Origin of the sequence: Sodalis sp. RH22, assembly GCF_047324165.1 — a bacterium.
In the GTDB taxonomy this organism is placed as follows: domain Bacteria; phylum Pseudomonadota; class Gammaproteobacteria; order Enterobacterales; family Enterobacteriaceae; genus Acerihabitans.
The window spans coordinates 1211389-1231262 of the sequence record NZ_CP178731.1; the positions used below are offsets into that span (position 1 = coordinate 1211389).

At 63.9% G+C, this 19874-nt stretch carries 20 protein-coding genes and 1 pseudogene; all 21 read right to left on the bottom strand.

The window, feature by feature from the left end:
* Positions 1-80: 80 nt before the first annotated feature.
* Positions 81-3287 (bottom strand): efflux RND transporter permease subunit, encoded by a 3207-nt coding sequence (locus tag ACL2XN_RS05490; RefSeq protein WP_413730445.1) that lies wholly within the window; start codon positions 3285-3287, stop codon positions 81-83.
* Positions 3288-3353: 66 nt separating this feature from the next.
* Positions 3354-4514 (bottom strand): efflux RND transporter periplasmic adaptor subunit, encoded by a 1161-nt coding sequence (locus ACL2XN_RS05495; protein ID WP_413730446.1) that lies wholly within the window; start codon positions 4512-4514, stop codon positions 3354-3356.
* A gap of 213 nt (positions 4515-4727) precedes the next feature.
* The gene (gene cobT, locus ACL2XN_RS05500) at positions 4728-5783 is read right to left on the bottom strand and encodes a nicotinate-nucleotide--dimethylbenzimidazole phosphoribosyltransferase (protein ID WP_413730447.1); all 1056 of its coding nucleotides are present in this window, start codon (positions 5781-5783) and stop codon (positions 4728-4730) included.
* Between the two features lie 29 nt (positions 5784-5812).
* Positions 5813-6421 (bottom strand): adenosylcobalamin/alpha-ribazole phosphatase, encoded by a 609-nt coding sequence (locus ACL2XN_RS05505; protein ID WP_413730448.1) that lies wholly within the window; start codon positions 6419-6421, stop codon positions 5813-5815.
* Positions 6418-7167: an adenosylcobinamide-GDP ribazoletransferase gene (gene cobS / locus ACL2XN_RS05510; protein WP_410015112.1), complete on the bottom strand. Its 750-nt coding sequence runs from the start codon at positions 7165-7167 to the stop codon at positions 6418-6420. Before cobS ends, ACL2XN_RS05505 begins: the two co-directional genes overlap by 4 nt.
* A 74-nt stretch (positions 7168-7241) precedes the next feature.
* Positions 7242-7784 (bottom strand): annotated as a pseudogene (gene cobU, locus ACL2XN_RS05515) (bifunctional adenosylcobinamide kinase/adenosylcobinamide-phosphate guanylyltransferase); the annotation flags it as partial.
* Entirely contained in the window at positions 7781-9322 is a 1542-nt protein-coding gene (locus ACL2XN_RS05520) for a cobyric acid synthase (RefSeq protein WP_413730449.1), read from the bottom strand. The pseudogene cobU and the gene ACL2XN_RS05520, both read right to left, overlap by 4 nt.
* Positions 9319-10134, bottom strand: a complete 816-nt coding sequence (locus ACL2XN_RS05525; protein WP_413730450.1) for an ATP-binding cassette domain-containing protein — start codon at positions 10132-10134, stop codon at positions 9319-9321. Before ACL2XN_RS05525 ends, ACL2XN_RS05520 begins: the two co-directional genes overlap by 4 nt.
* Before the next feature lie 9 nt (positions 10135-10143).
* On the bottom strand, positions 10144-10821 hold the full coding sequence (locus ACL2XN_RS05530) for an energy-coupling factor ABC transporter transmembrane protein (protein ID WP_410015115.1): 678 nt from the start codon (positions 10819-10821) through the stop codon (positions 10144-10146).
* The gene (locus ACL2XN_RS05535; protein ID WP_413728432.1) at positions 10814-11170 is read right to left on the bottom strand and encodes an energy-coupling factor ABC transporter substrate-binding protein; all 357 of its coding nucleotides are present in this window, start codon (positions 11168-11170) and stop codon (positions 10814-10816) included. Before ACL2XN_RS05535 ends, ACL2XN_RS05530 begins: the two co-directional genes overlap by 8 nt.
* 1 nt (position 11171) lies before the next feature.
* Positions 11172-11906 (bottom strand): cobalt ECF transporter S component CbiM, encoded by a 735-nt coding sequence (gene cbiM, locus ACL2XN_RS05540; protein ID WP_413722842.1) that lies wholly within the window; start codon positions 11904-11906, stop codon positions 11172-11174.
* Between the two features lie 15 nt (positions 11907-11921).
* Complete coding sequence (locus ACL2XN_RS05545; RefSeq protein WP_410015118.1) at positions 11922-12653, bottom strand: cobalt-factor II C(20)-methyltransferase; 732 nt, start codon at positions 12651-12653, stop codon at positions 11922-11924.
* Entirely contained in the window at positions 12650-13438 is a 789-nt protein-coding gene (gene cbiK / locus ACL2XN_RS05550) for a sirohydrochlorin cobaltochelatase (RefSeq protein ID WP_410015119.1), read from the bottom strand. The genes ACL2XN_RS05545 and cbiK overlap by 4 nt, the downstream gene beginning before the upstream one ends.
* Positions 13435-14241, bottom strand: a complete 807-nt coding sequence (cobK, locus tag ACL2XN_RS05555) for a precorrin-6A reductase (RefSeq protein ID WP_413730947.1) — start codon at positions 14239-14241, stop codon at positions 13435-13437. The genes cbiK and cobK overlap by 4 nt, the downstream gene beginning before the upstream one ends.
* Before the next feature lie 59 nt (positions 14242-14300).
* Complete coding sequence (locus tag ACL2XN_RS05560) at positions 14301-15041, bottom strand: precorrin-3B C(17)-methyltransferase (protein WP_413722839.1); 741 nt, start codon at positions 15039-15041, stop codon at positions 14301-14303.
* Positions 15041-16114, bottom strand: a complete 1074-nt coding sequence (gene cbiG, locus ACL2XN_RS05565; protein WP_410015122.1) for a cobalt-precorrin 5A hydrolase — start codon at positions 16112-16114, stop codon at positions 15041-15043. Before cbiG ends, ACL2XN_RS05560 begins: the two co-directional genes overlap by 1 nt.
* Positions 16095-16868, bottom strand: coding sequence for a cobalt-precorrin-4 methyltransferase (locus tag ACL2XN_RS05570; protein WP_410015123.1), 774 nt, complete (start codon positions 16866-16868; stop codon positions 16095-16097). The genes cbiG and ACL2XN_RS05570 overlap by 20 nt, the downstream gene beginning before the upstream one ends.
* A complete protein-coding gene (locus ACL2XN_RS05575; RefSeq protein ID WP_410015124.1) occupies positions 16852-17430 on the bottom strand; it encodes a decarboxylating cobalt-precorrin-6B (C(15))-methyltransferase in 579 nt (192 codons plus the stop codon). The genes ACL2XN_RS05570 and ACL2XN_RS05575 overlap by 17 nt, the downstream gene beginning before the upstream one ends.
* Positions 17420-18064: a cobalt-precorrin-7 (C(5))-methyltransferase gene (locus ACL2XN_RS05580; RefSeq protein WP_413730451.1), complete on the bottom strand. Its 645-nt coding sequence runs from the start codon at positions 18062-18064 to the stop codon at positions 17420-17422. The genes ACL2XN_RS05575 and ACL2XN_RS05580 overlap by 11 nt, the downstream gene beginning before the upstream one ends.
* Complete coding sequence (gene cbiD, locus ACL2XN_RS05585; RefSeq protein WP_410015126.1) at positions 18061-19185, bottom strand: cobalt-precorrin-5B (C(1))-methyltransferase CbiD; 1125 nt, start codon at positions 19183-19185, stop codon at positions 18061-18063. The genes ACL2XN_RS05580 and cbiD overlap by 4 nt, the downstream gene beginning before the upstream one ends.
* A complete protein-coding gene (locus ACL2XN_RS05590) occupies positions 19182-19835 on the bottom strand; it encodes a cobalt-precorrin-8 methylmutase (RefSeq protein WP_410015127.1) in 654 nt (217 codons plus the stop codon). The genes cbiD and ACL2XN_RS05590 overlap by 4 nt, the downstream gene beginning before the upstream one ends.
* Between the last annotated feature and the right edge of the window lie 39 nt (positions 19836-19874).

Consider the following 19874-nt stretch of genomic DNA (forward strand, 5'->3'; position numbering starts at 1 on the left):
GCCCTTTACCGCCAGGCGGCCCACGGCGCGGCGCGCTTTTCAGCCGCTGAAAAGCGCTCCTGTCATCATAGCCTATCCTGTCAGCCATCTTTGCCCGTTGGTGCGATGGCCGGGGCGGCGGTCGCGTCCGTCCCTGGCGCGTCCTGTCCGCCCTTGAGCGTGCCGCCGGTGATGCGGCGAATCGTCCAGTAGAAGACCGGGGTAAGGATAAAACCGAACAACGTCACGCCCAGCATGCCGGCGAATACCGCGATGCCGATGGCATTGCGCATCTCCGCCCCCGCGCCCACCGACACCGCCAGCGGGGCCACCCCCATGATAAACGCCAGCGACGTCATCAGGATCGGCCGCAGCCGCAGCCGGCAGGCGCTCAGCACCGCCTGCAGCAGGCTGTCGTTTTCCAGCTCGCGGTCGCGGGCGAATTCGACGATTAAGATGGCGTTCTTACATGCCAGCCCCACCAGCACCACCAGACCAATCTGGGTAAAGACGTTGTTGTCGCCATGGGTCAACTGCACGCCGATCAGCGCGCACAGCAGGCACATGGGCACGGTCAGGATCACCACCAGCGGCAGCGTCCAGCTTTCGTATTGGGCCACCAGCACCAGAAACGCCAGCAGCACGCAGATGGGAAAGACATAAATGGCGGTATTGCCGGCCAGGATTTGCTGATAGGTCAGTTCCGTCCATTCAAAACTCATCCCATGAGGTAATTCCTGTTGCGCCAGGGCCTCAAGCCTGGCCTGGGCCTGGTCCGAACTGAAGCCCGGCGCCGGCGCGCCGTTGATTTCCGCCGTCAGGCTGCCGTTATAGTGGCTGATGCGATCCGGACCCGTGGTGTCGTAGGTGGTGACAAACGCGCCGATGGGAATCATCTGCCCGGCGGCGTTACGGGTCTGCAAATGGCCAATATCCTCGGCATGCATGCGAAAACGCTGGTCCGCCTGCACATTCACCTGGTAAGTGCGGCCGAAGCGGTTGAAATCATTGACATAGACCGAGCCGAGATACACCTGCATGGTCTCAAACAGATCGGTAAGCGATACCCCTTGCGCCTTGGCCTTTTCCCGATCGACGTCGGCATGGATTTTCGGCACGCCAATCTGATAGGACGTGAACAATCCGGTCAGCGCGGGATCTTTGGCGGCGGCGGCGATGAGCCGTTGCGTTGCCTGGAACAAGGCGTCCGGCCCCCGATCGGCCTGATCCTCGATTTGCAGGCGAAAACCGCCGAGCGAGCCCAGCCCCAGGATCGGCGGCGGCGGGAACACCGCCACATTGGCTTCGGTTATGCCGGAAAGCTTTTGGTTAAGCGTCATGGCGATGGCCCCGGCCGAAAGCGACGGGTCGCGGCGGGCGCTAAAATCATCCAGCGGCAAAAAGACCACCGCCGAATTGGTGCTGCGCACAAATCCGTTAATCGACAGACCGGGAAACGCGACCGCGTGGCTGACGCCCGGCGTATGCAGCGCAATATCGCTGACCTGGCGCACCACCGCCTCGGTACGATCGAGCGTGGCGGCGTCCGGCAATTGGATCACCGACACCAGGTAAAGCTTGTCCTGCTGGGGCACAAATCCGCCAGGCGTGCGCATAAACAGCAGGACGGTCAGCGCCAGCAGCCCGCCGTAGATCAGCAGCGCCACCGACGACCGGTGCAGTACGCGCGACACCACCCCGACATAGCCATGGGACAAGCGCACAAACCCCAGGTTGAACGGCCGGAACAGCCAGCCGAACACCCGGTCGATAAAGCGCTGGAAGTTATCCCGGGCGGCGTGATGCGGGCGCAGCAGCAGCGCCGCCAGCGCCGGCGACAGCGTCAGGGAATTGAAGGCGGAGATCACCGTGGAAATGGCAATGGTCAGGGCAAACTGGCGATAAAATTCGCCGGTCAGACCGCTGAGGAAGGCGGTGGGGATAAAGACCGAACACAGCACCAGAGCGGTGGAGATAATGGGGCCGCTGACCTCGCTCATCGCCTTATGGGTGGCCTGCACCGGCGCTAATCCCAGGGCGATATTGCGCTCGACGTTTTCCACCACCACGATGGCGTCGTCGACCACGATGCCGATGGCCAGCACCAGGCCGAACATGGTCAGGGCATTCAGGCCAAAGCCCATCAGCAGCATGACCGCAAACGTGCCCACCAGGCTTACCGGCACGGCGACCAGCGGAATAATCGAGGCGCGCCAGCTTTGCAGGAATAAAATCACCACCAGCACCACCAGGATGACGGCCTCGAACAGGGTATGCACGACTTCATTGATGGACTGATGCACAAAGCCGGTGGTGTTGTAGACGATATGGTATTTAACGCCCTGGGGGAAATCCTTCGCCAGCCGGTCCATGGTGGACTGGACGTTATCCGCCATCTGCAGGGCGTTGGTGCCGGGACGCTGGAAAACGCCCAGCGCCACCGCGGGCTGGTTGTCGAGCAGGGTACGCAACGAATAGTTGTCCGAGCCCAGTTCCAGGCGCGCCACATCGCGCAAGTGGATAATCTTGCCCTGTCCGTCGGCGCGCAGGATGATATCGCCGAACTGCTCTTCGGTTTCCAGCCGTCCCTGGGTCACCACGGAAATCTGGAACTGCGCCTGGCTGGCGGCGGGCGACCCGCCTACCTGCCCCGCCGCCACCTGGATATTTTGCTCGCGCAGCGCCGCCACCACGTCGCCGGCGGTAAGGGAGCGCGCCGCCAGCTGTTCCGGATCGAGCCAGACGCGCATGGAATAGGGCCCGAGGCCGAAGACGCTGACATCACCCACGCCATACGCGCGCACCAGCGCATCCTTGACATGCAGTTGCGCATAGCTTGCCAGGTAAAGCATGTCATAACGGTTATCGTCCGAGGTCAGGTGCACCACTTCAATCAGCGTGGGCGAGGATTTATTGGTGGTCACGCCGACCCGCTGCACTTCGGGCGGCAACCTCGACAGCACCTGCGCCACGCGGTTTTGCACCAGCACCTGGGCCTTGTCGCCGTCGGTGCCCAGCGCAAAGGTGACCGTCACGGTCAGGGCGCCGTCGCTGGTGGCCTGCGAGGATTGATACAGCATGCCCTCGACGCCGTTAATCGCCTGTTCGATAGGCGAGGCCACCGTTTCGGCGATAACGGACGGATCCGCCCCGGCAAAGGTGGTATTGACCACAATGGTGGTCGGCACCACTTCCGGATATTCGGCAATGGGCAACAGCGGCAGCGCCACTAAGCCGGCGGCGAAAATCACCAGCGACAGCACCACCGCGAACCGGGGCCGGCTGACAAAAAACCGTGAAATATTCATAATAATCTCATAGATAGGTAACAGGCCATGGCGCCGCTGCCGCGGACGCCTTTCATCAGGTCACCGCTAATCATGGGGAAGCAAGGCGGCCAGCGCGGCCGGCGACGTATCCGTGGCGGCGGCGTGCGGTGCCACCACGTCTCCCGGCCGCACTTTTTGCAGCCCGTCCACCACCACCTGTTCGCCCTCGTTCAGCCCGCTTTTCACGATGCGCCACTCGCCCACCGCCTGTCCCAGGGTAATGGCCCGATATTGCACCCGCCGGTCCTTATCCAGCACCAGCACATAACGTTTGCCCAGATCGGTGCCCAGCGCCTGTTCCGGCAGCAGGGCGACCCGCTGCACCTCGGAGGACACCAGGCGCACCCGGCTGAACAGGCCCGGCGTCAGGCTGCCGTCGGCATTATCCAAGACCGCCCTGGCCGCCAGGGTGCCGCTGCGGGGATCCACCACGTTATCCAGGAAACGCAGGCGCGCGCGGTGGGGAAAACCGTTTTCGCCCATCAGGCCGATAAAGACCGCGTTATCCTTGCCGCGCTGGGCGGCGGCATATTTCAGGTAGGCCTGCTCGTCCACATTGAACGCCGCGTATATCGGGCTATCGGAGACAATGGTGGTCAGCAGGCTGTCGGTGGTCACCAGATTGCCCCGGGTGATCAGCGCCTTGGAAATGCGCCCGTCGATGGGCGCGCTCACCTGGGTAAACGACAGGTTAAGCCGCGCCGTGGCCAGCGCCGCCTGCGCGGCGGCCACATTGGCCACCGTGACTTTGGCGTTGGCCTCCTGGGCATCCAGCTCGCTGCTGGAAATCGCGTTCACCACGATCAGCCGCCGGCTGCGCTCGCGGTTGGTCCTGGCGAGCGCCGCGTTAGCCACCGCCTGCTGGAGCCCGGCCTCCAGCCGGTCCACCTCCGCCTGATAGGGCCTGGGATCAATTTGGTACAGCACCTGGCCCTTATGGACACGCGCGCCGTCGTCAAACGCGATAGCATCGATAAAACCCCCGACCCGCGGCCTGACGTCCACGCTTTGGATGGCTTCCAGCCGGCCGGTAAAATCGTCCCATTGGCGTACCGGCTGGAACATCACGGTGGTCACCGCCACCGGGATCGCCTGCTGTGTTTGCTGCGCCGGGGCGGCGGGCTTACAGCCGGCGGCCATCAGGGCAGCCAGCGCCGGCAGCAATAATAGCGGCGCAAGGCGCGCGCCGTACTTGGGTGTGCTCATGGAACATCCTCTGCCTGAAAAGATAAAAGACGATAAAAGAGAAAAAATAATACGACCGGTCGTATTGCAGAGCATGCAGGGTAAGCGCGGGAGGGTCAATAGAGGGCGGCGGCAAAAGGCACGATATTGCCGCTGGCGCGGGTCAGCGCGGGTTAATGGCCGCCGGGGCGGGCGGCAACCGCGGGATAGGCACGTTGCCGCCCGCGGTGGCGTTTAATGGGCGGGCAGGACGATAGCGCTGTCCGCCAGCGTGCCCATGTCGTTATAAACGGCGCAGGCGGCGTCCACCAGATTCATGGCAAGCGCGGCGCCGCTGCCCTCGCCCAGGCGCATCTCCAGATCAAAATAAGGCCGCAGATCCAGATGGGCCAGGGCGATCTTCGCCCCTTTTTCCGCGGAAAGGTGCGAGGGGATGAAATAAGGCCGCGCCTGCGGGGCGATGCGGCAGGCGACCAGCGCGGCGGCGTAGGACAGAAAACCGTCCAGTATCACCGGGACGCCCTCGGCGGCGGCGCCCAGCATGACGCCGGCCATGCCGCCGAGATCATAACCGCCCACTTTCGCCAGCACGTCGAGGCCATCCCGCGCATCCGGGCGGTTTACGGCGATGGCGCGCTCCACCACCTCGATTTTATGCGCCAGCATGGACTGCGGCAGGTTGGCGCCGCGGCCGACGACGTCCTGCGCCGGCGCGCCGGTTAACACGCTCACCAGCGCGGCGGCGGGCGTGGTGTTCGCCATGCCCAGCTCGCCGACGCCGAATAAGGTGATGCCCCGGCCAACCGCGTCGGCAACCAGCGCCGCGCCGGTTTCAAGTACGGTGCGCGCCTGGCCGGCGGTCATCGCCGGACCGGTGGCGATATTGCCGCAGCCGCGGCCCATGCGCCGGTCCAGCAGTCCGGGCAAAGGCTGCTCGCAGTCAATGCCCAGATCCACCACGGTGACGGCCGCGCCGGCGTTGGCCGCCAGCACGCAGATCCCGGTGGTGCCCTTGACCATATTCGCCGCCTGGATGGCGGTAACGATGCGCGGCGATACCGCCACCCCTTCTTCGTATACCCCGTGATCGGCCACCATCACCATCATCTCTTTACCCGCAAACGCCAGCGGCCGGTCGCCCATAATGCCCGCCAGCTGGACGGCAAGCGTCTCCAGGCGGCCAAGACTTCCCGGCGGCTTAAGCAAGCCGTCGAGACGCTGTTCCGCCCGCGCCATGGCTTTCTCGTCCAAAGGACGGATGGCGTCGATGACCTGTTGCAGTGTTTTCATTACCTTCTCCTGGAAAATGGGTTACGGTTTCAGCGTGCGGGCATCATGGCCCGGCCGCTGTCGTTTAACTGGTTGAGTACACAAAATCCGTCGTTAAGCGTGACCTGGGTAAAGGCGTCCTGGCGGAAGGGAAAATGCCACATGGCGGCGGGCGGCATTCCCAGCAGCGTGGCCAGCAGTACGCCGAGCACGCCCTGATGGGCCACCAGCAAGATGGCGTCCGCGCCGTCCTGTTCGCGCAGGCGCGCGGCCGCAAGCCCCACCCGCCGCGCAAACGCCTGGAACCCTTCGCCGCCGGGCGGGGCCACATGCTGCCAATCGTCGCACCAGGCCGCATAGCGCTGCGGATCCTGCGTAGCGAGATCGCGATGATGGCGTAGCTCCCAGGCGCCGAAATTCATTTCGTCCCATTCCTGCCAGGCCTCAGGCGGCATGCCGGGACGGATGATATCGGCCGTCTCCCGGCTGCGCCTGAGCCGGGAGGTCAGGACCCGCCCGAAGGGAATCTCCGCCAGTTGCCAGGCCACCCGGTGCGCCTGGAAGCGTCCCTTCGGCGTCAGGACCACATCGCTGACGCCGCAGTAAACGCCGTCGCGGTTGGCCTGGGTTTCGCCGTGACGCACTAAATAGAGTCTCATAGCGGAACGGCCAGGGCCGCGAGCAAAAACAGCCATTCGAATACCTCCACGCCGCAGCCCAGGGTATCGCCGGTCTGGCCGCCCAGCACCGCGTTAATCCTGGCGCGGTAGCCGTAGGCCAGCGCCAGGACGATAAGCGCCGCAGCAAGGCCGCGCAGGCCGGCAATCGCCAGGGTCAGCAGCATGCCGGCGAGCAGCGTCACGGCAAAATGATGGCCGCTGATTTTGCCGATATAGACGTTGCCGAGCCCCGTTTCGCGGGCATAGCGCTGGTGATACATCAGAATGCTTATCAGGGCGCGGCTTACCACCGGAGCGGCGATGATATAGGGCAGCGCGCCGCCCGGATGCAGGCTTAGCGCCGCCATGGCCGCCAGCCGCAGGCCGATGGCGAATACCATGGCCAGCGCGCCGTTGGTGCCGATACGGCTGTCGCGCATGATCTCCAGCATCTGCTCGCGCTTGCGCGCCGAGAAAATACCGTCGCAGGTATCCGCCAACCCGTCGAGATGAAAGGCCCCGGTGACCATGGCATTGGCCAGCACCGCCAGCAGGGCGGCCAGCGGCGTGCCGAACGCCGGCTGCGCCAGGGCGAAGACCAGCGCGCAGCACCCGCCCACCACCAATCCCACCACCGGCATCCAGATCACGCCGCGCGCATAGGCGTCCAGCGGCAAATCCCGCGTCCAGCGCGCGGGCACAGGCAGGCGGGTCATAAATTGCAGGGTGGCCAGAAAAGACGTCATTGTGTTGCCCCGCCGCGGCGATGGTGAGTATTTACGCAGGGATTGCCGGCAGGCTGGTCCCTCTGGTCGCCGCCTTTGATCGGCACCGGAATGCCGGATACCACCAGCCAGACGTCGGTAGCGGCGGCGGCCAGCCGCTGGTTGACCCTGCCCGCGATATCGCGAAACCGCCGGGCCAGCAGATTTTCCGGTACGATGCCCATGCCAAGTTCGTTGGTGACCAGCACCACCCGGCAGCGCGCGTCGGCGCAGGCGGCGATCAGCGCGTCGATGTGCCCGGCGATATGGCGCTCGATGGCGTCGAAATCCATCGCATCGGGCGGCGTGGCGCCCGCCTGGTCAAACAGCAGGTTGGTGATAAGCGTGGTGACGCACTCCAGCAGCACCGCATCGACCCGGCCGGCATGGGCGCGGATCACCCGGTCAAGATCGCGATGGCCTTCCCAGGTCAGCCAGTGCGCGGGACGATCGCGGCGATGTTTTTCCACCCGCTGCGCCATTTCTTCGTCGGTCACCACCGAGGTGGCGATATACAGCACCGCGCCGCCGTCGCGGGCGGCAAGGCTTTCGGCCAGGCGGCTTTTGCCGCTGCGCGCGCCGCCGGTCACCAGTATCATGCCGGTTCTCCCGTCGCCGCCTGCTCACGCATAATACGGTACAGCAGCGGGATATCGATATGGGCGCGCATCTGGCCTGCCAGCGCATCAAACGACAGCTCCTTGCGCTCGCGCCAGCCGGTCACCGGCGTATCCAGCGCATCAAGGCCGCGCCGCGCGCGCAGCGCGTCAAGCAGCGCCCGGGTAAACAACGGGCTGTCGAACAGCCCGTGAATATAGCTGCCGGCCACGTCGCCCGCGGCGTTAACCGCGCCGTCGTCCTGCCGGCAGGGGCGGCCGTTTTGCCGTAATAACGTGGCGAAGGGACGCGCGCCGGTGCCAAGCGTGGTCTGGCCCATATGGATTTCATAGCCGCTCAGCGCCAGGCCGCCCGCGGCGGCGAAGATGCCCGCCGGCAAGGCCTGTACGCCGGCCTCCACCTGGGTGGTGATTTTACGCGGCTCGAAGCGGGTGTCGCAATCAAGCAGCCCCAGGCCGTCGGTTTCGGCGATGCCCGATTCGATGCCGTCGGTGACCCGCCTGCCCAGCATCTGGAAACCGCCGCAGATGCCCAGAACCGGCACGCTCTGCCCATGGGCGCGATGGATAGCGGCATCGATGCCGTTTTCCCGCAGGTAGGCAAGATCGCCCAAGGTGTTTTTACTGCCGGGAATAATCAGCAGATCCGGCACGCCCAGCGCTTCGCCGCGCTTTACATAACGCAGCCGTACATCCGGCTGCACCGCCAGCGCGTTAAAATCGGAAAAGTTGGCGATATGCGGCAACTGCACCACGGCGATATCCAGTTCACGGGCGCCGCCCAGGCGGTATTTATCCCCTTGCAGGGCGACGCCGTCCTCATCTTCCAGCGGCTCGTCGAACCATGGCATCACGCCCACCACCGGCACGCCGGTCAGCGCCTCGATTTGCGCGATCCCGGGCTTGAGCAGCGCCAGGTCGCCGCGGAATTTATTGATAATCACCCCCTTGACCCGCGCTTTTTCATCCGGGCGCAGCAGCGCCAGGGTGCCGTAAATGGCGGCGAACACCCCGCCCTTGTCGATATCGGCCACCAGCAGCACCGGCGCGTTCGCCTGTTGCGCCATGCCCATATTGACGATATCGCGATCGCGCAGGTTGATCTCCGCCGGACTGCCGGCGCCCTCGAGCACGATAATGTCGAAATCCGCCGCCAGGCTGCGGAATACTTCGCCGACCCGCGCGCGCAGCTGCGGCTTGTAGCGATGGTAATCCATGGCGTCCATGTGGCATAGCGCCTCGCCCATGACGATCACCTGCGATTTCCGATCGCTGGTCGGCTTGAGCAATACCGGGTTCATGCGCACGTCCGGCTCAATGCCCGCCGCCTCGGCCTGGAACACCTGCGCCCGGCCCATTTCAGCGCCATCGCGGGTGATCCAGGAATTCAGCGCCATATTCTGCGCCTTAAACGGCGCCGCGCGGTGGCCGTCCTGGGCAAAAATACGGCACAGCCCGGCCACCAGGACGCTTTTACCCACGTCGGACGCGGTGCCCTGTACCATGATTGACATCGTCATACTTTTGCCTCCCGGGATTGTTCGTAAAAAGCGAACAGTTCATCTTCCGTCTTCACCAGCGGCATGCCGAGCCGGGTATGCGCCTTGATGAGCCAAGGCTGGCTCAGCCCCGCGCGCGCCAGCATCGCCGCTTGCTGGAACACCTCCCGCTCGCTGCCCTCGGCCAGCAGGCGTCCCTGCGCCATGACATAGATGTAATCGCAGATATGATAAATCAGGTCGATATCATGGCTGGCGATGATGACGTGCCGGCCCTGGGCCGCGATGCGCTGGATAATGCCGATCATCGCCTCGCGGCCCTGCGGATCCAGCCCGGCGGTGGGTTCGTCCAGCAACAGGTAATCCGATTGCATCACCAGCGCCCCGGCGATGGCCACGCGTTTTTTCTGGCCATGGCTGAGGTACTGGATCGGCCGGTGGCGAAAGCCGTTGGCCCCCACCAGCGTCAACGCCTGCGCCAGGCGCGCCTGGATGACCGCTTCATCCACGCCGAGGTTGCGCAGGGCAAACGCGATATCGCTGTCGATATCGGTATAGAACAGTTGGTGATCCGGTTCCTGGAACACCATGACCACCTGCTGGCGCAGCGCCAGCAGGCTGCGTTTATCATAGTCCAGCGGCTTGCCCCGCCACAGCACCCTGCCGCTTTGCGGCTTTTGCAAACCCAGCAGGTTCATGAACAGCGTGGACTTGCCGCAGCCGTTGGCGCCAATCAAGCCGGTGACCCGGCCGCGGCTGAAATCCAGCGTTAAATCGCACAGCGCCGGCTGATCCTGCTGCCAGGAAAAACTGAGTGCTTCGGTCGCTAACATCGTCGATCCTTATAAATGGAATTCGCCCTGGTACAATTTCACCTCCAGCGCGACGGACATTTCCCGGTAGCGGGTGATGACCCGCAGCATCAGCATGCCCACCAGCATCGCCAGCGAATGATAGCCGGTACGCAGCGAACAGTAACCGAAGCGCAGCGACTGCGCCTGGCGGATGGCGTTGGCCTCGTCAAGAAAGATAAAAATAAAGCGATAGCTTAGCAGGGTATGCTCGATCAAGAGCCGCGGCAGGCGGCAGCGTTTGAGGATCTGGATAATCTGGGTAAAAGGCGTGGTCAGCACGAATAAATAGGTGGCCGCCAGGGCGGTCATGCTGCGCCACATGGCCAGATTGGCCAACGCCAGGCCCTGTTTATCCAGCCCCAGGTACAGGCTTCCCAACCGCACGCTGTAGATCATACTACCGCCGGACCAGGCAAAAGATACCGCGATGCTCAGCAGGCTGACCGCCAGAAATCCCAGCGGCACGCTGAGCCAGCGCAGATAGCGCGCCAGACCCACACGCGCCACATAGCAGGTCAAGGGGATCAGCAGCAGCAGGGTGGCGCATTGATACAGCGGCGATGTCAGCAGCGCAATGCCCAGCAAGGCCGCATAGAGAACGAACTTGCGCATCGGATCCCGCGCCTGCCAGCGGTTTTGCCAGGACAGGCGATCGATTTCAAGCATGACGTCCGTCCCGGCCGGCGTCGTCTTCATCTTCGGGCTGGCGGCCATCGCCGCGGCCTTCCCCACCGCGCTTGTTTTTGCCGCGGCTCTCCCTGCCGCGATAAAAACCGAGAATATAAAATACCACCCCGGTGCCGATCGAGCCTTGCAGGGTAAACAGCAGGCTTTCGATTTCACTGCTGGCGGGTTCATAGAGCGACGAAAACCAGGGTTTATAATTGGGCGCCAGGGTGCCTATCAGACCTTCCGCCTCGTTGTCCGATCCGCCGTAGCTGCCGCCATGGTTGATAAAAAACGGCATCACCATCAGCGCCACCACCAGGGAAAGCAATATCAGCATTTTTTTCATTTTAATGACTCCCGACGGTTAACAACTGCCGTTTGGTCAGTTGGTCGTAAATCATAACGGTTAACAGTCCTTCCGCGATGGCGATGGGGATTTGCGTCAGGCAGAACACGCCCATAAATTTCAGCGCCGAGCCGGTAAAGCCAAACACCGGGTCGGGGAACGCCAGTCCCAGTTGCAGCGACGTCACCATATAGGTGGACAGATCGGCGAGCATGGCGCACAGGAACACCGCCACATCGCGCCGCAGGCCTAAGCGCAGCGACAGCCGCCAGACCACATACCCCACCATCGGGCCGACCACCGCCATGGAAATGGCATTGGCGCCCAGGGTGGTCAGGCCGCCGTGGGCCAGCAGCAGCGCCTGGAACAGCAGCACCACCGCCCCCAGCACCGACAGCACCCACGGCCCGAACATAATCACCGCCAGGCCCACCCCGGTGGGATGGGAACAGCTGCCGGTCACCGACGGGATTTTCAGCGCCGACAGCACAAAGATAAACGCGCCGCACAGCGCCAGCAGCACCTTGCGGTTGCTGTCCTCGGCCACAATCCGCCGCATGCGCGTCAGTCCGATCGCCAGACAGGGTAAAAACAGCAGCCACCAGGCCAGCGCCCACATCGGCGGCAGGAAACCCTCCATGATATGCATGGCGTACGCATCCTGCGGCACCACCAGCAATAACAGCGTCATGCCGGCGCCGAACGCGGACATCCCCTTGCCAATCTGTAGGTTCATCGGTTAACTCCTCGGTTATCCATTAAAATGCGCTGTTGCGGCGGCGGGCCAGCCTTTATTGACCACCACCGTGGAAAAATAAGGTAACGCCTGATCTGGCGCCAGGTCGCCCAGCGCGCGGAAGCACCTCTCCTGCGGCAACGATGCGTCCGCCATCAGCAGGGCGTGTTCCAGCAGGCCAAGGCGGCCCAGCAGCGCCTGGATGCGGGCAAAACGGCCATACACCTTCATCAGCACCACACAGTCATGGGACAGCAGCGCCTGTTCCAGCGCGCTTTCATCATCGGTGCAGGCCATCACCGCCAGCGACTGGCTTTCCATCGCCAGCGGCATTTGCGCCCGGGCGGCGATGCAGGCGAACGAGGTGACGCCGGGAATAATGTCGATGGGTATGCGCCCCTGCAGCCGCGCCAGTAAAAATACCCAGGTGCTGTACAGCATGGCGTCTCCCAGGGTAATAAAACCCACCTGCAGCCCCTGCTCCACATCAGCGGCCATTTCGCGGGCCACCGCGTCCCACACGGCATCCTTTTCCCCGGCGTCCAGGCTCATGGGAAAATGGCGCGTCCTGATATCGACCCGCGCGGCGAGATATTCGCGCACAATACTCAGCGACAGGCTGTCGCCGCCCTTGCGTCCCGCCGGCGCGTACAGCACATCCAGTTGGCCGAGCACGCGGGCGCCGCGCACCGTAATCAAATCGGCGGCGCCCGGCCCGGTGCCGATGGCATACAGCCGGCCGGTCATGGCATCACCTCTTCGGTGACGCGATCCAGGAGATGATCGACAAACAGCTGCTGGACCAGCGGGTTTTCCCCCAACCCCTGTACCCAGCACCGGCATGCGTAGCCGGCACGCTGTAGTTGGCTTTTCCAGGAATCGGGCTCCCCGGACGCCATATCGTTGATGGCGTGATCGCCCGCCACCAGCATCAGCGGCATTAAATGCACCTTGCGTACCTTCTGGGCGTTCAGCCGCGCGATGACCAGTTGCAGGTCGGGATAACTTTCCACCGCGCCGATAAGCGCGGGGATACCGCGCGCGGCCAGCATATGATCCAGGCATGCGTAGGCGGCAAACGCATGATGGCGGGTGCCGTGTCCCATAAACACCACCCGCTCGTCGTCGGCCAGCGCGGGCATTTGCGCCTGTAGCGCCGCCATCAGCCGCCCGTAATCGCGCTCGTCGTTAAGCAATGGCGCGCCGATATGCAGCCGGTCGAAACGTCCGCGCCAGGCCGCGGCGTGATGCAGGATTTTTTCGTACTCATCGCCGTTGATGATATGCAGCGACTGGATCGCCACATCCCGATAGCCCTGTTGCCAGAGTTTTTCCAGCGCCTGCTGCGGCGAATCGATAAACAGGCCGTCCCGCTGCGCCAGCTTGCGCATGACCATGCCGGAGGTGAAGGCGCGAAACGGGACGCGATCGGCGAATGCGGCGGCCAGCCGCCGTTCGCAGGCGTCGATATTGCGCTCGCGCGCCTCGGTGTAGGTGGTGCCGAAACTGATGGTCAACAGCGCTTTTTTCATGATGATTCCTTATTCGCCGTGCCGGCGGCGTTCAGCCACTGGTCCAGCCGGTGTTCAAACGCGTCCGGCGTGCTTATCACGTCATCCCACCGCATCGGCGGCCGGCGGATGACCACGCAGGGGATATTCAGCGCCAGGCAAGGCAAGACCTTTTCGGCGTAGCCTCCTTCCCGGCCGGATTCCTTGGTGATCATGACCTCTGGCCGGTACTGGCGGTACAGGGCCAGGTTCAGCTCGCGGCTGAAGGGACCGGTCATGGCGATCACCTGGCTGACGCCCAGGCCCAGCTCCGCGCACTGGGCCAGGATCGCGGCGGTGGGCAGCACGCGGGCTATGAGGGTTTTGCCCGGCAGCAGCCTGACGTAATCAGCCAGCTGTTTGCTGCCGGTGGTCAGCAGGATGCGCTGTCCCAGCGCCGCCGCCGTCCGGCACGCCTGCTCTATCGAATCCACCGGTAATAAACGGGGATGCGTGATGGCGTCGATATCGCTGGGACGTTCATAACGCGTCAACGGCAGCGCCAGCGCCCGACACGCCGCCGCCAGATGTTGCGACGCCAGCTCGGCATAGGGATGGGACGCGTCGATAACCCAGCGCGCCCCCGAAAGCCACCCGGCCATGCCGGCGGCGTCCATACGGCCCACCTGCCGGGCGCCGCCCACGCCCGCCGCCAGCGCCTCGCCGGTGGCGGTGGCCACCGACAGGCTATAGGACACTCCGCGCCGGGCCATCACCCGGCATAACGCCAGCGCGTCGGACGTGCCGCCGAGGATATGCACCTGGGGCGCCGGCGCGCGGACAATCCCGCCGCCGCCGTCAACCGGCTCCCGGGCTGCTGCAGGTGGGCATATCCGGCCCGCCGTCACTGCGCGTCCGCCTGGATTTGATAGCCGCGCGGCGTGATCATCAGGCCGTCACGGCAATAGGTCGCCTGGTTGCCGACAATCACCAGACAGGTCATGTCCACCGGCGCGAAGTCCATATCCCCGAGCGTCGTCAGCCATTTTTCCTGTTTTTTACGCCCGGCGGCACGTACCACGCCCACCGGCGTGTGCGCCGATTTATAACGGCCCATCAGGGCAAAGGCGTTGGCCAGGTGATCCGGCCGGCCGTGGCTGCGCGGATTGTAAAAGCAGATCACGAAATCCGCCTGCGCCGCGCACAGGATGCGCCGTTCAATCACCGGCCAGGGGGTCATCAGATCGCTCAGGCTGATATGGCAAAAATCATGCATCAGCGGCGCGCCCAGCAGTGAGGCGGCGGCGGTGCTGGACGTGACGCCGGGGATAAGCTTCAGTTGCACATCCAGCCCCTGCGCCGTCACCAGTTCCAGGATCAGGCCCGCCATGCCGTAGATGCCGGCGTCCCCGCTACTGATCAGCGCCACCTTTTGGCCGGTGACCGCCAGATCGAGCGCGGCCTGGCAGCGTTCGATTTCCTTGCACATGCCGGTCTTGATCACCTGTTTGTCGCCGGTCAGGTGCTTGACCAGGTGGGTATAGGTTTTGTAGCCGACGATAATGTCGGCGTCGCGGATGGCGTCAAGCGCCTCCAGGGTCATCGCGGCCTGGCTGCCCGGGCCGATACCAATCACATACAGCATCAGCAGGAAACTCCTAAGGTTATGGTCACGCCCTGGGTACGCAGCGTATCGCCCACCAGGCGGCCGTTGCTCATCAGCCAGGCGACGGGTTGGGAGACGCTGCCGATGCCCACCACGCGCTTCACGAAGTCCGAGCCGGGAAATCGGGCGGCGGCCGGTTTCAGGGCATCGACGGAAAAAATCTCGAACGGCACGCAGCATTGATTGGCCAGATGGCGCAGCGCGGGTTCGTCGCGTTTAATCGCCACGCTGCCGATGGCGCGCAGCGCCAGCGGGTCGATATGCAGTCCCGCCAGTTGCCGCGCCAGCAGGTTCGCCACGGTGGACGGCGGCGTGTCGCGCCGGCAGCCGATACCCGCCACCACACAGCGCGGCACCAGTTTGTACACCGGCACCGGCACCTCCGGCACGCTGTCGTGCAAACTGACGTACAGCAGCGCGTCCAGTTCGGGCAAATCGTCCAGATCGGTGACCAGCACCAGGCCGCGGGTATCGCAATACTCTTCCGGCCAGCGCATTTTTATCGTCGCCAGCGACGTCTGGTCCCAATACAGCCCGACGCGCCCGCCGCACACCAGCAACTGGTTAAGCTTTTTCACCGTCTGGCGAAAATCCGTCATGGTGGCGTTCAACTGCTGCGCCAGGATATCCACCGCGGCCAGCTGGTTGACATCGGTCGCGGTGGTGACCACCGGCGTGGCGCCGATTAGTCCGGCGATATAGCCGGTCAGCGCGTTGGCGCCCCCCATATGACCGGACAGCAGGCTGATGGCATGGTGGCCGCGATCGTCGATCACCACCACCGCCGGATCGCTGAACTTATCTTTAATCAGCGGCGCGATAACCCGCACCGTGAGACCGGTGGCGCAGATAAATATCAGCGCCGAATACGTATTGAACACTTCCGCCACCGTATGGGACAGCGTGCCGTGAAACGCATCAAATCCCGGCTCCAGCAAACTCTGGCTGGTAAAACAGGTCATCGGGATCAGCGCCGACAGCCGTTTGGCCAACTGAACGCCGCCGGGGGTCAGGCAAAACAGGGCGACCGACTCAGGCTTGACGATATTCATGGGTGAATTCCGCGTGATACAGTTTGGAGTAGTGGTATTCGTCGCCCAGGAAGGCGCCCACCAGGATAAGCGCCGTCTTGCCGATGCCTGCCGCGCGGACCTTGCCGGCGATATCCGCCAGCGTGCCGCGTACGGTTTTTTCCTCCGGCCAGGTGGCCTTGAAAATCACCGCCGCCGGCGTGTCGCTGGGATAACCGCCGTCCACCAGCCGCTGCGCCACGCGCTCTATAGCCTGTACCGACAGGAAAATGGCCATCGACGTGCGGTGCGCGGCAAACGCTTCCAGCGCTTCCAGCGCCGGCGTCGGCGTGCGCCCCTCCATACGGGTGATAATCAGGCTTTGCGCCACTTCCGGCACGGTATACTCCACGCCAAGCTGCGCCGCGGCGCCGAGAAACGCGCTGACGCCGGGCACGGTGCTAAAACCGATATTCAGCAACGCCAGTTCTTCAATCTGTTCGCGGATCGAGCCGTACAGGGATAAATCGCCGGTTTGCAGGCGCACCACCAGCTTGCCGGCGGCGATACCCTCGCTCATATGGCCGATAATCTGCCGCAGGTTGAGACCGGCGCTGTCATAGCAGGCCGCGCCCGGCTTGCAATAGTCCAGCAGCGCGGGATTAATCAGCGATCCGGCGTAGATCACCACGTCCGCCGCGCATAACAGCCGGTAGCCTTTCAGGGTGATCAGTTCCCGGTCGCCCGGTCCTGCGCCGACAAACCAGATCAGCCGGCGGTCAAAGGGCTCTGTCATGAGTGTTCTCCTTGAGACAGGAAATAATAAAAGCGGGATTGTTCGGTTTAAAAAAGTGTCCGCTGCCCAGCGGGGCCAGGCTGGCAACCTGCATCTGGACGCAGTCCGCGCGAACGAAGGGCGCCTGGCGCAGCGCGCCCAGCGCCTCGCCGAGGTTCTCCTGCAAAATCAGGTTAATCACCAGGCGTCCGCCCGGCACCAGCAGTTCACCGGCCCAGCCGATAATCGCCGCCAGGTTGCCGCCGCTGCCGCCGATAAAAACAGCATCGGCGCTTACCGCCAGCGGCAGCGGCGCGTCGCCGGCCACGATGTCCATACGCTCGTCCAGGGCGAATTTGGCGCTGTTGGCGCGAATCAGCGCCAGCGCGTCGGGATTGCGCTCCACCGCCATCACCCGCAGCTGGGGGTAGCGGCTGGCCGCCTCGATGCCGACGCTGCCGGTACCGGCGCCGACGTCAATCAGCAGCCGGGCCTGCGCCAGCTCCAGCCGGTCCACCGACGCCAGCCGGATTTCGCGTTTGGTCATCGGCACCGGGCCGCGGATAAATTCTTCATCTCTCATCGAGGATCACCACCACGTTCATTGCATAATGCCGCGCCACTTGCGCGGGCGGCAGCCGGTGGATACGTTCATCGGGGTAGGACAGGTTTTCGCCGATAATCATGACCCGCGGCCGCTCGCGCGCCAGGATCTCGCGGGCGATTTCATAAGGACCGATGCGTTCGTCGGTGACCATCGCCACCCTGGGGTGCAGCAGCAAAAAATCAAAATCAGGCGCGCGGCCATGGCTGCTGGTGAGATAGACATCGTTCATCGCCATGCGCAGGCGTGAAAACAGGTATTGCACCGCGCTGATCCCCGGCTCGATATGCAGGTTTTCCGCCCCCATGCGCCGGCTCAGGTAATCGCCGATGCCGTACAATAGCGGGTCGCCGGAAGCCAGCACCACCGTGTCCACGTCGGGATGGGCGTCCAGCCAGGCCGCAAGCGCCGCCAGGGACGGGCCGAACGGCCGCTTTTCGCCCTGGAACCCAGGAAAACACGCCAGCTGGCGCGGGCTGCCGATCAGCACCGAACACTGCTCGATCAGCCGCCAGGCGCCGGGCGTCAGGTAGCGGCCATCCCCCGGCCCCAGCCCGACCACGCTTAACCGGGGCGCGTGCCGGTGGCCGTTATCGTCAACCCTCCTGTTCATCGGAAGGCCTCTCTCAGTTCCGCCGCCGGCCGGCTGCTGCCGAGGATCTGCTGATCGAAGGAGAACAGCAGCGCATCGCAGCGGGGCGGCGCAGAGGAAAAACGCAACAGCTCGGCCATGCGGGCGGCGACGCGCGCGGCAATGGCCGGGTATACCCGCTGCCAGCCGGCGGCGTCGATTAACGCCATCGCCTCCTCGGTGGTCACGCACGCCGCCACCTGATGCATCAGCGCGTGGGGGGCGTCGCACAAGGCCAGCCAGGCAATCAGCGTTTCCATGCGTCCGTCGGCGATATGGCTATGGGTATGGAAGATCCCCGCCGCCACCTTCACCAGTTTGCCGAAATGGCCGACCATCAGGATCTGGCGAAACCCCAGGCGCTCCGCCTCCTTAAGCATATAACCGACAAAATTGCTCATAGTGACAACGTAACGTTTATCGATGCCCAGCCGTTCGCCGACGAAACGCTCGCCGTGGTTGCCCGGCACCAGGATCACCCGGTCCATGCCGTCGGCGCGCTTCATGCCCAGCTCAAGCGACAGGGATTTCTTCCAGCTTTCCTCCGACATCGGCGTCACGATGCCGCTGGTGCCGATAATGGAAATACCGCCCAGGATGCCCAGGCGCGCGTTATAGGTTTTCCGCGCCCGCGCTTCCCCTTCCGGGGCGAAAATCTCCACATCCGCGCCGCGATCCGGCCCGATGACCTCGCGCACCGCCGTCTCGATGGTATGACGGGGAGTGTTGTTAATCGCCGCCTGGCCGATAGCCAGGCCGATGCCGTTGCGGGTTACCCGGCCCACGCCGGCGCCGCCCTCAATGATAATGGCGGCATCGGCGCGCAGTCTTAAGCGGGCAAAAATCAGCATGCCGTCGGTGGCGTCCACGTCATCGCCGCCGTCCTTGCGAATGGCGGCGGTGGCCTCGCCGGGGCTTATCAACGGCAGCTCGACGTTCAGGCACAGCGTGACGCCGGACGGCGTCACGATGGAAACGGTATCTATCACCTGCTGGCGCAAAAGCATCTCGGCGGCGACTTTAGCCGCCGCGGTGGCGCAGGATCCGGTGGTATACCCCTTGCGCAGCGCCCGGCCATTGTGCCAGACCACGTCGTCCATCATGCCTCCCGCAGCTGATAAAGGAGGGCGTTGACGATGGCCGCGGCGATATTGCTGCCGCCTTTGCGGCCCAGCGCGGCGATGCACGGCAACGGGCTGTCGGCCAGCGCCTGCTTGGATTCGCTGGCGCCGACAAACCCCACCGGCACGCCTATCACCCCCTGCGGCCGGTAATCCGACCGACCGACATGCTCCAGCAGGCGAAACAGCGCGGTGGGCGCGTTGCCGAACACAAACAGGCTGTTGTCCGGCTCCCGGCCGGCGCGCGCCACCACATAGTCCACCGCCGCCATTGAGCGCGTCATGCCCTGCGCCCGCGCCTGCTCGGCGATACCGGCATCGCCGATATAACAAGCCGCTTTGCCGCCCAGCTGCGCCAGCGCGGTCTTATTGATGCCGGACAGCGCCATGGTGGTATCGGTATATATCGTGCAGCCCCGGCTCAGGGCGTCGGCCATGCGTTCAGCCGCGCCGGCCGAGAAATGCAGAATATCCAGCCAGTCGAAATCGGCGCTGGTGTGGATGGCGCGCAGGATGATTTTTTCCTGCCAGATATCCTGGAAATGGAAATCGGGACGCTCGCGGGCAATGATCTCCCGGATAATGGCAAAACTGGTGCGCTCGATTTGTTGCGGTTGTTTGATATAACTCATTCGCGTTACAGCTCCGGGCCTGCGCCCTGTTATACAGCC

Excerpts from the sequence above, each read along its gene's own strand:
- cbiK (WP_410015119.1), bottom strand. The coding sequence starts at position 13,438 with ATGAAAAAAGCGCTGTTGACCATCAGTTTCGGCACCACCTACACCGAG.
- ACL2XN_RS05495 (WP_413730446.1), bottom strand. The coding sequence starts at position 4,514 with ATGAGCACACCCAAGTACGGCGCGCGCCTTGCGCCGCTATTATTGCTG.
- cobS (WP_410015112.1), bottom strand. The coding sequence starts at position 7,167 with ATGACGTCTTTTCTGGCCACCCTGCAATTTATGACCCGCCTGCCTGTG.
- ACL2XN_RS05505 (WP_413730448.1), bottom strand. The coding sequence starts at position 6,421 with ATGAGACTCTATTTAGTGCGTCACGGCGAAACCCAGGCCAACCGCGAC.
- ACL2XN_RS05530 (WP_410015115.1), bottom strand. The coding sequence starts at position 10,821 with ATGCTTGAAATCGATCGCCTGTCCTGGCAAAACCGCTGGCAGGCGCGG.
- ACL2XN_RS05590 (WP_410015127.1), bottom strand. The coding sequence starts at position 19,835 with ATGAGTTATATCAAACAACCGCAACAAATCGAGCGCACCAGTTTTGCC.
- ACL2XN_RS05490 (WP_413730445.1), bottom strand. The coding sequence starts at position 3,287 with ATGAATATTTCACGGTTTTTTGTCAGCCGGCCCCGGTTCGCGGTGGTG.
- cbiG (WP_410015122.1), bottom strand. The coding sequence starts at position 16,114 with ATGAATATCGTCAAGCCTGAGTCGGTCGCCCTGTTTTGCCTGACCCCC.
- ACL2XN_RS05580 (WP_413730451.1), bottom strand. The coding sequence starts at position 18,064 with ATGAACAGGAGGGTTGACGATAACGGCCACCGGCACGCGCCCCGGTTA.
- ACL2XN_RS05525 (WP_413730450.1), bottom strand. The coding sequence starts at position 10,134 with ATGTTAGCGACCGAAGCACTCAGTTTTTCCTGGCAGCAGGATCAGCCG.
- ACL2XN_RS05535 (WP_413728432.1), bottom strand. The coding sequence starts at position 11,170 with ATGAAAAAAATGCTGATATTGCTTTCCCTGGTGGTGGCGCTGATGGTG.
- ACL2XN_RS05560 (WP_413722839.1), bottom strand. The coding sequence starts at position 15,041 with ATGCTGTATGTGATTGGTATCGGCCCGGGCAGCCAGGCCGCGATGACC.
- ACL2XN_RS05520 (WP_413730449.1), bottom strand. The coding sequence starts at position 9,322 with ATGACGATGTCAATCATGGTACAGGGCACCGCGTCCGACGTGGGTAAA.
- cbiM (WP_413722842.1), bottom strand. The coding sequence starts at position 11,906 with ATGAACCTACAGATTGGCAAGGGGATGTCCGCGTTCGGCGCCGGCATG.
- cbiD (WP_410015126.1), bottom strand. The coding sequence starts at position 19,185 with ATGATGGACGACGTGGTCTGGCACAATGGCCGGGCGCTGCGCAAGGGG.
- ACL2XN_RS05570 (WP_410015123.1), bottom strand. The coding sequence starts at position 16,868 with ATGACAGAGCCCTTTGACCGCCGGCTGATCTGGTTTGTCGGCGCAGGA.
- ACL2XN_RS05545 (WP_410015118.1), bottom strand. The coding sequence starts at position 12,653 with ATGACCGGCCGGCTGTATGCCATCGGCACCGGGCCGGGCGCCGCCGAT.
- ACL2XN_RS05575 (WP_410015124.1), bottom strand. The coding sequence starts at position 17,430 with ATGAGAGATGAAGAATTTATCCGCGGCCCGGTGCCGATGACCAAACGC.
- cobT (WP_413730447.1), bottom strand. The coding sequence starts at position 5,783 with ATGAAAACACTGCAACAGGTCATCGACGCCATCCGTCCTTTGGACGAG.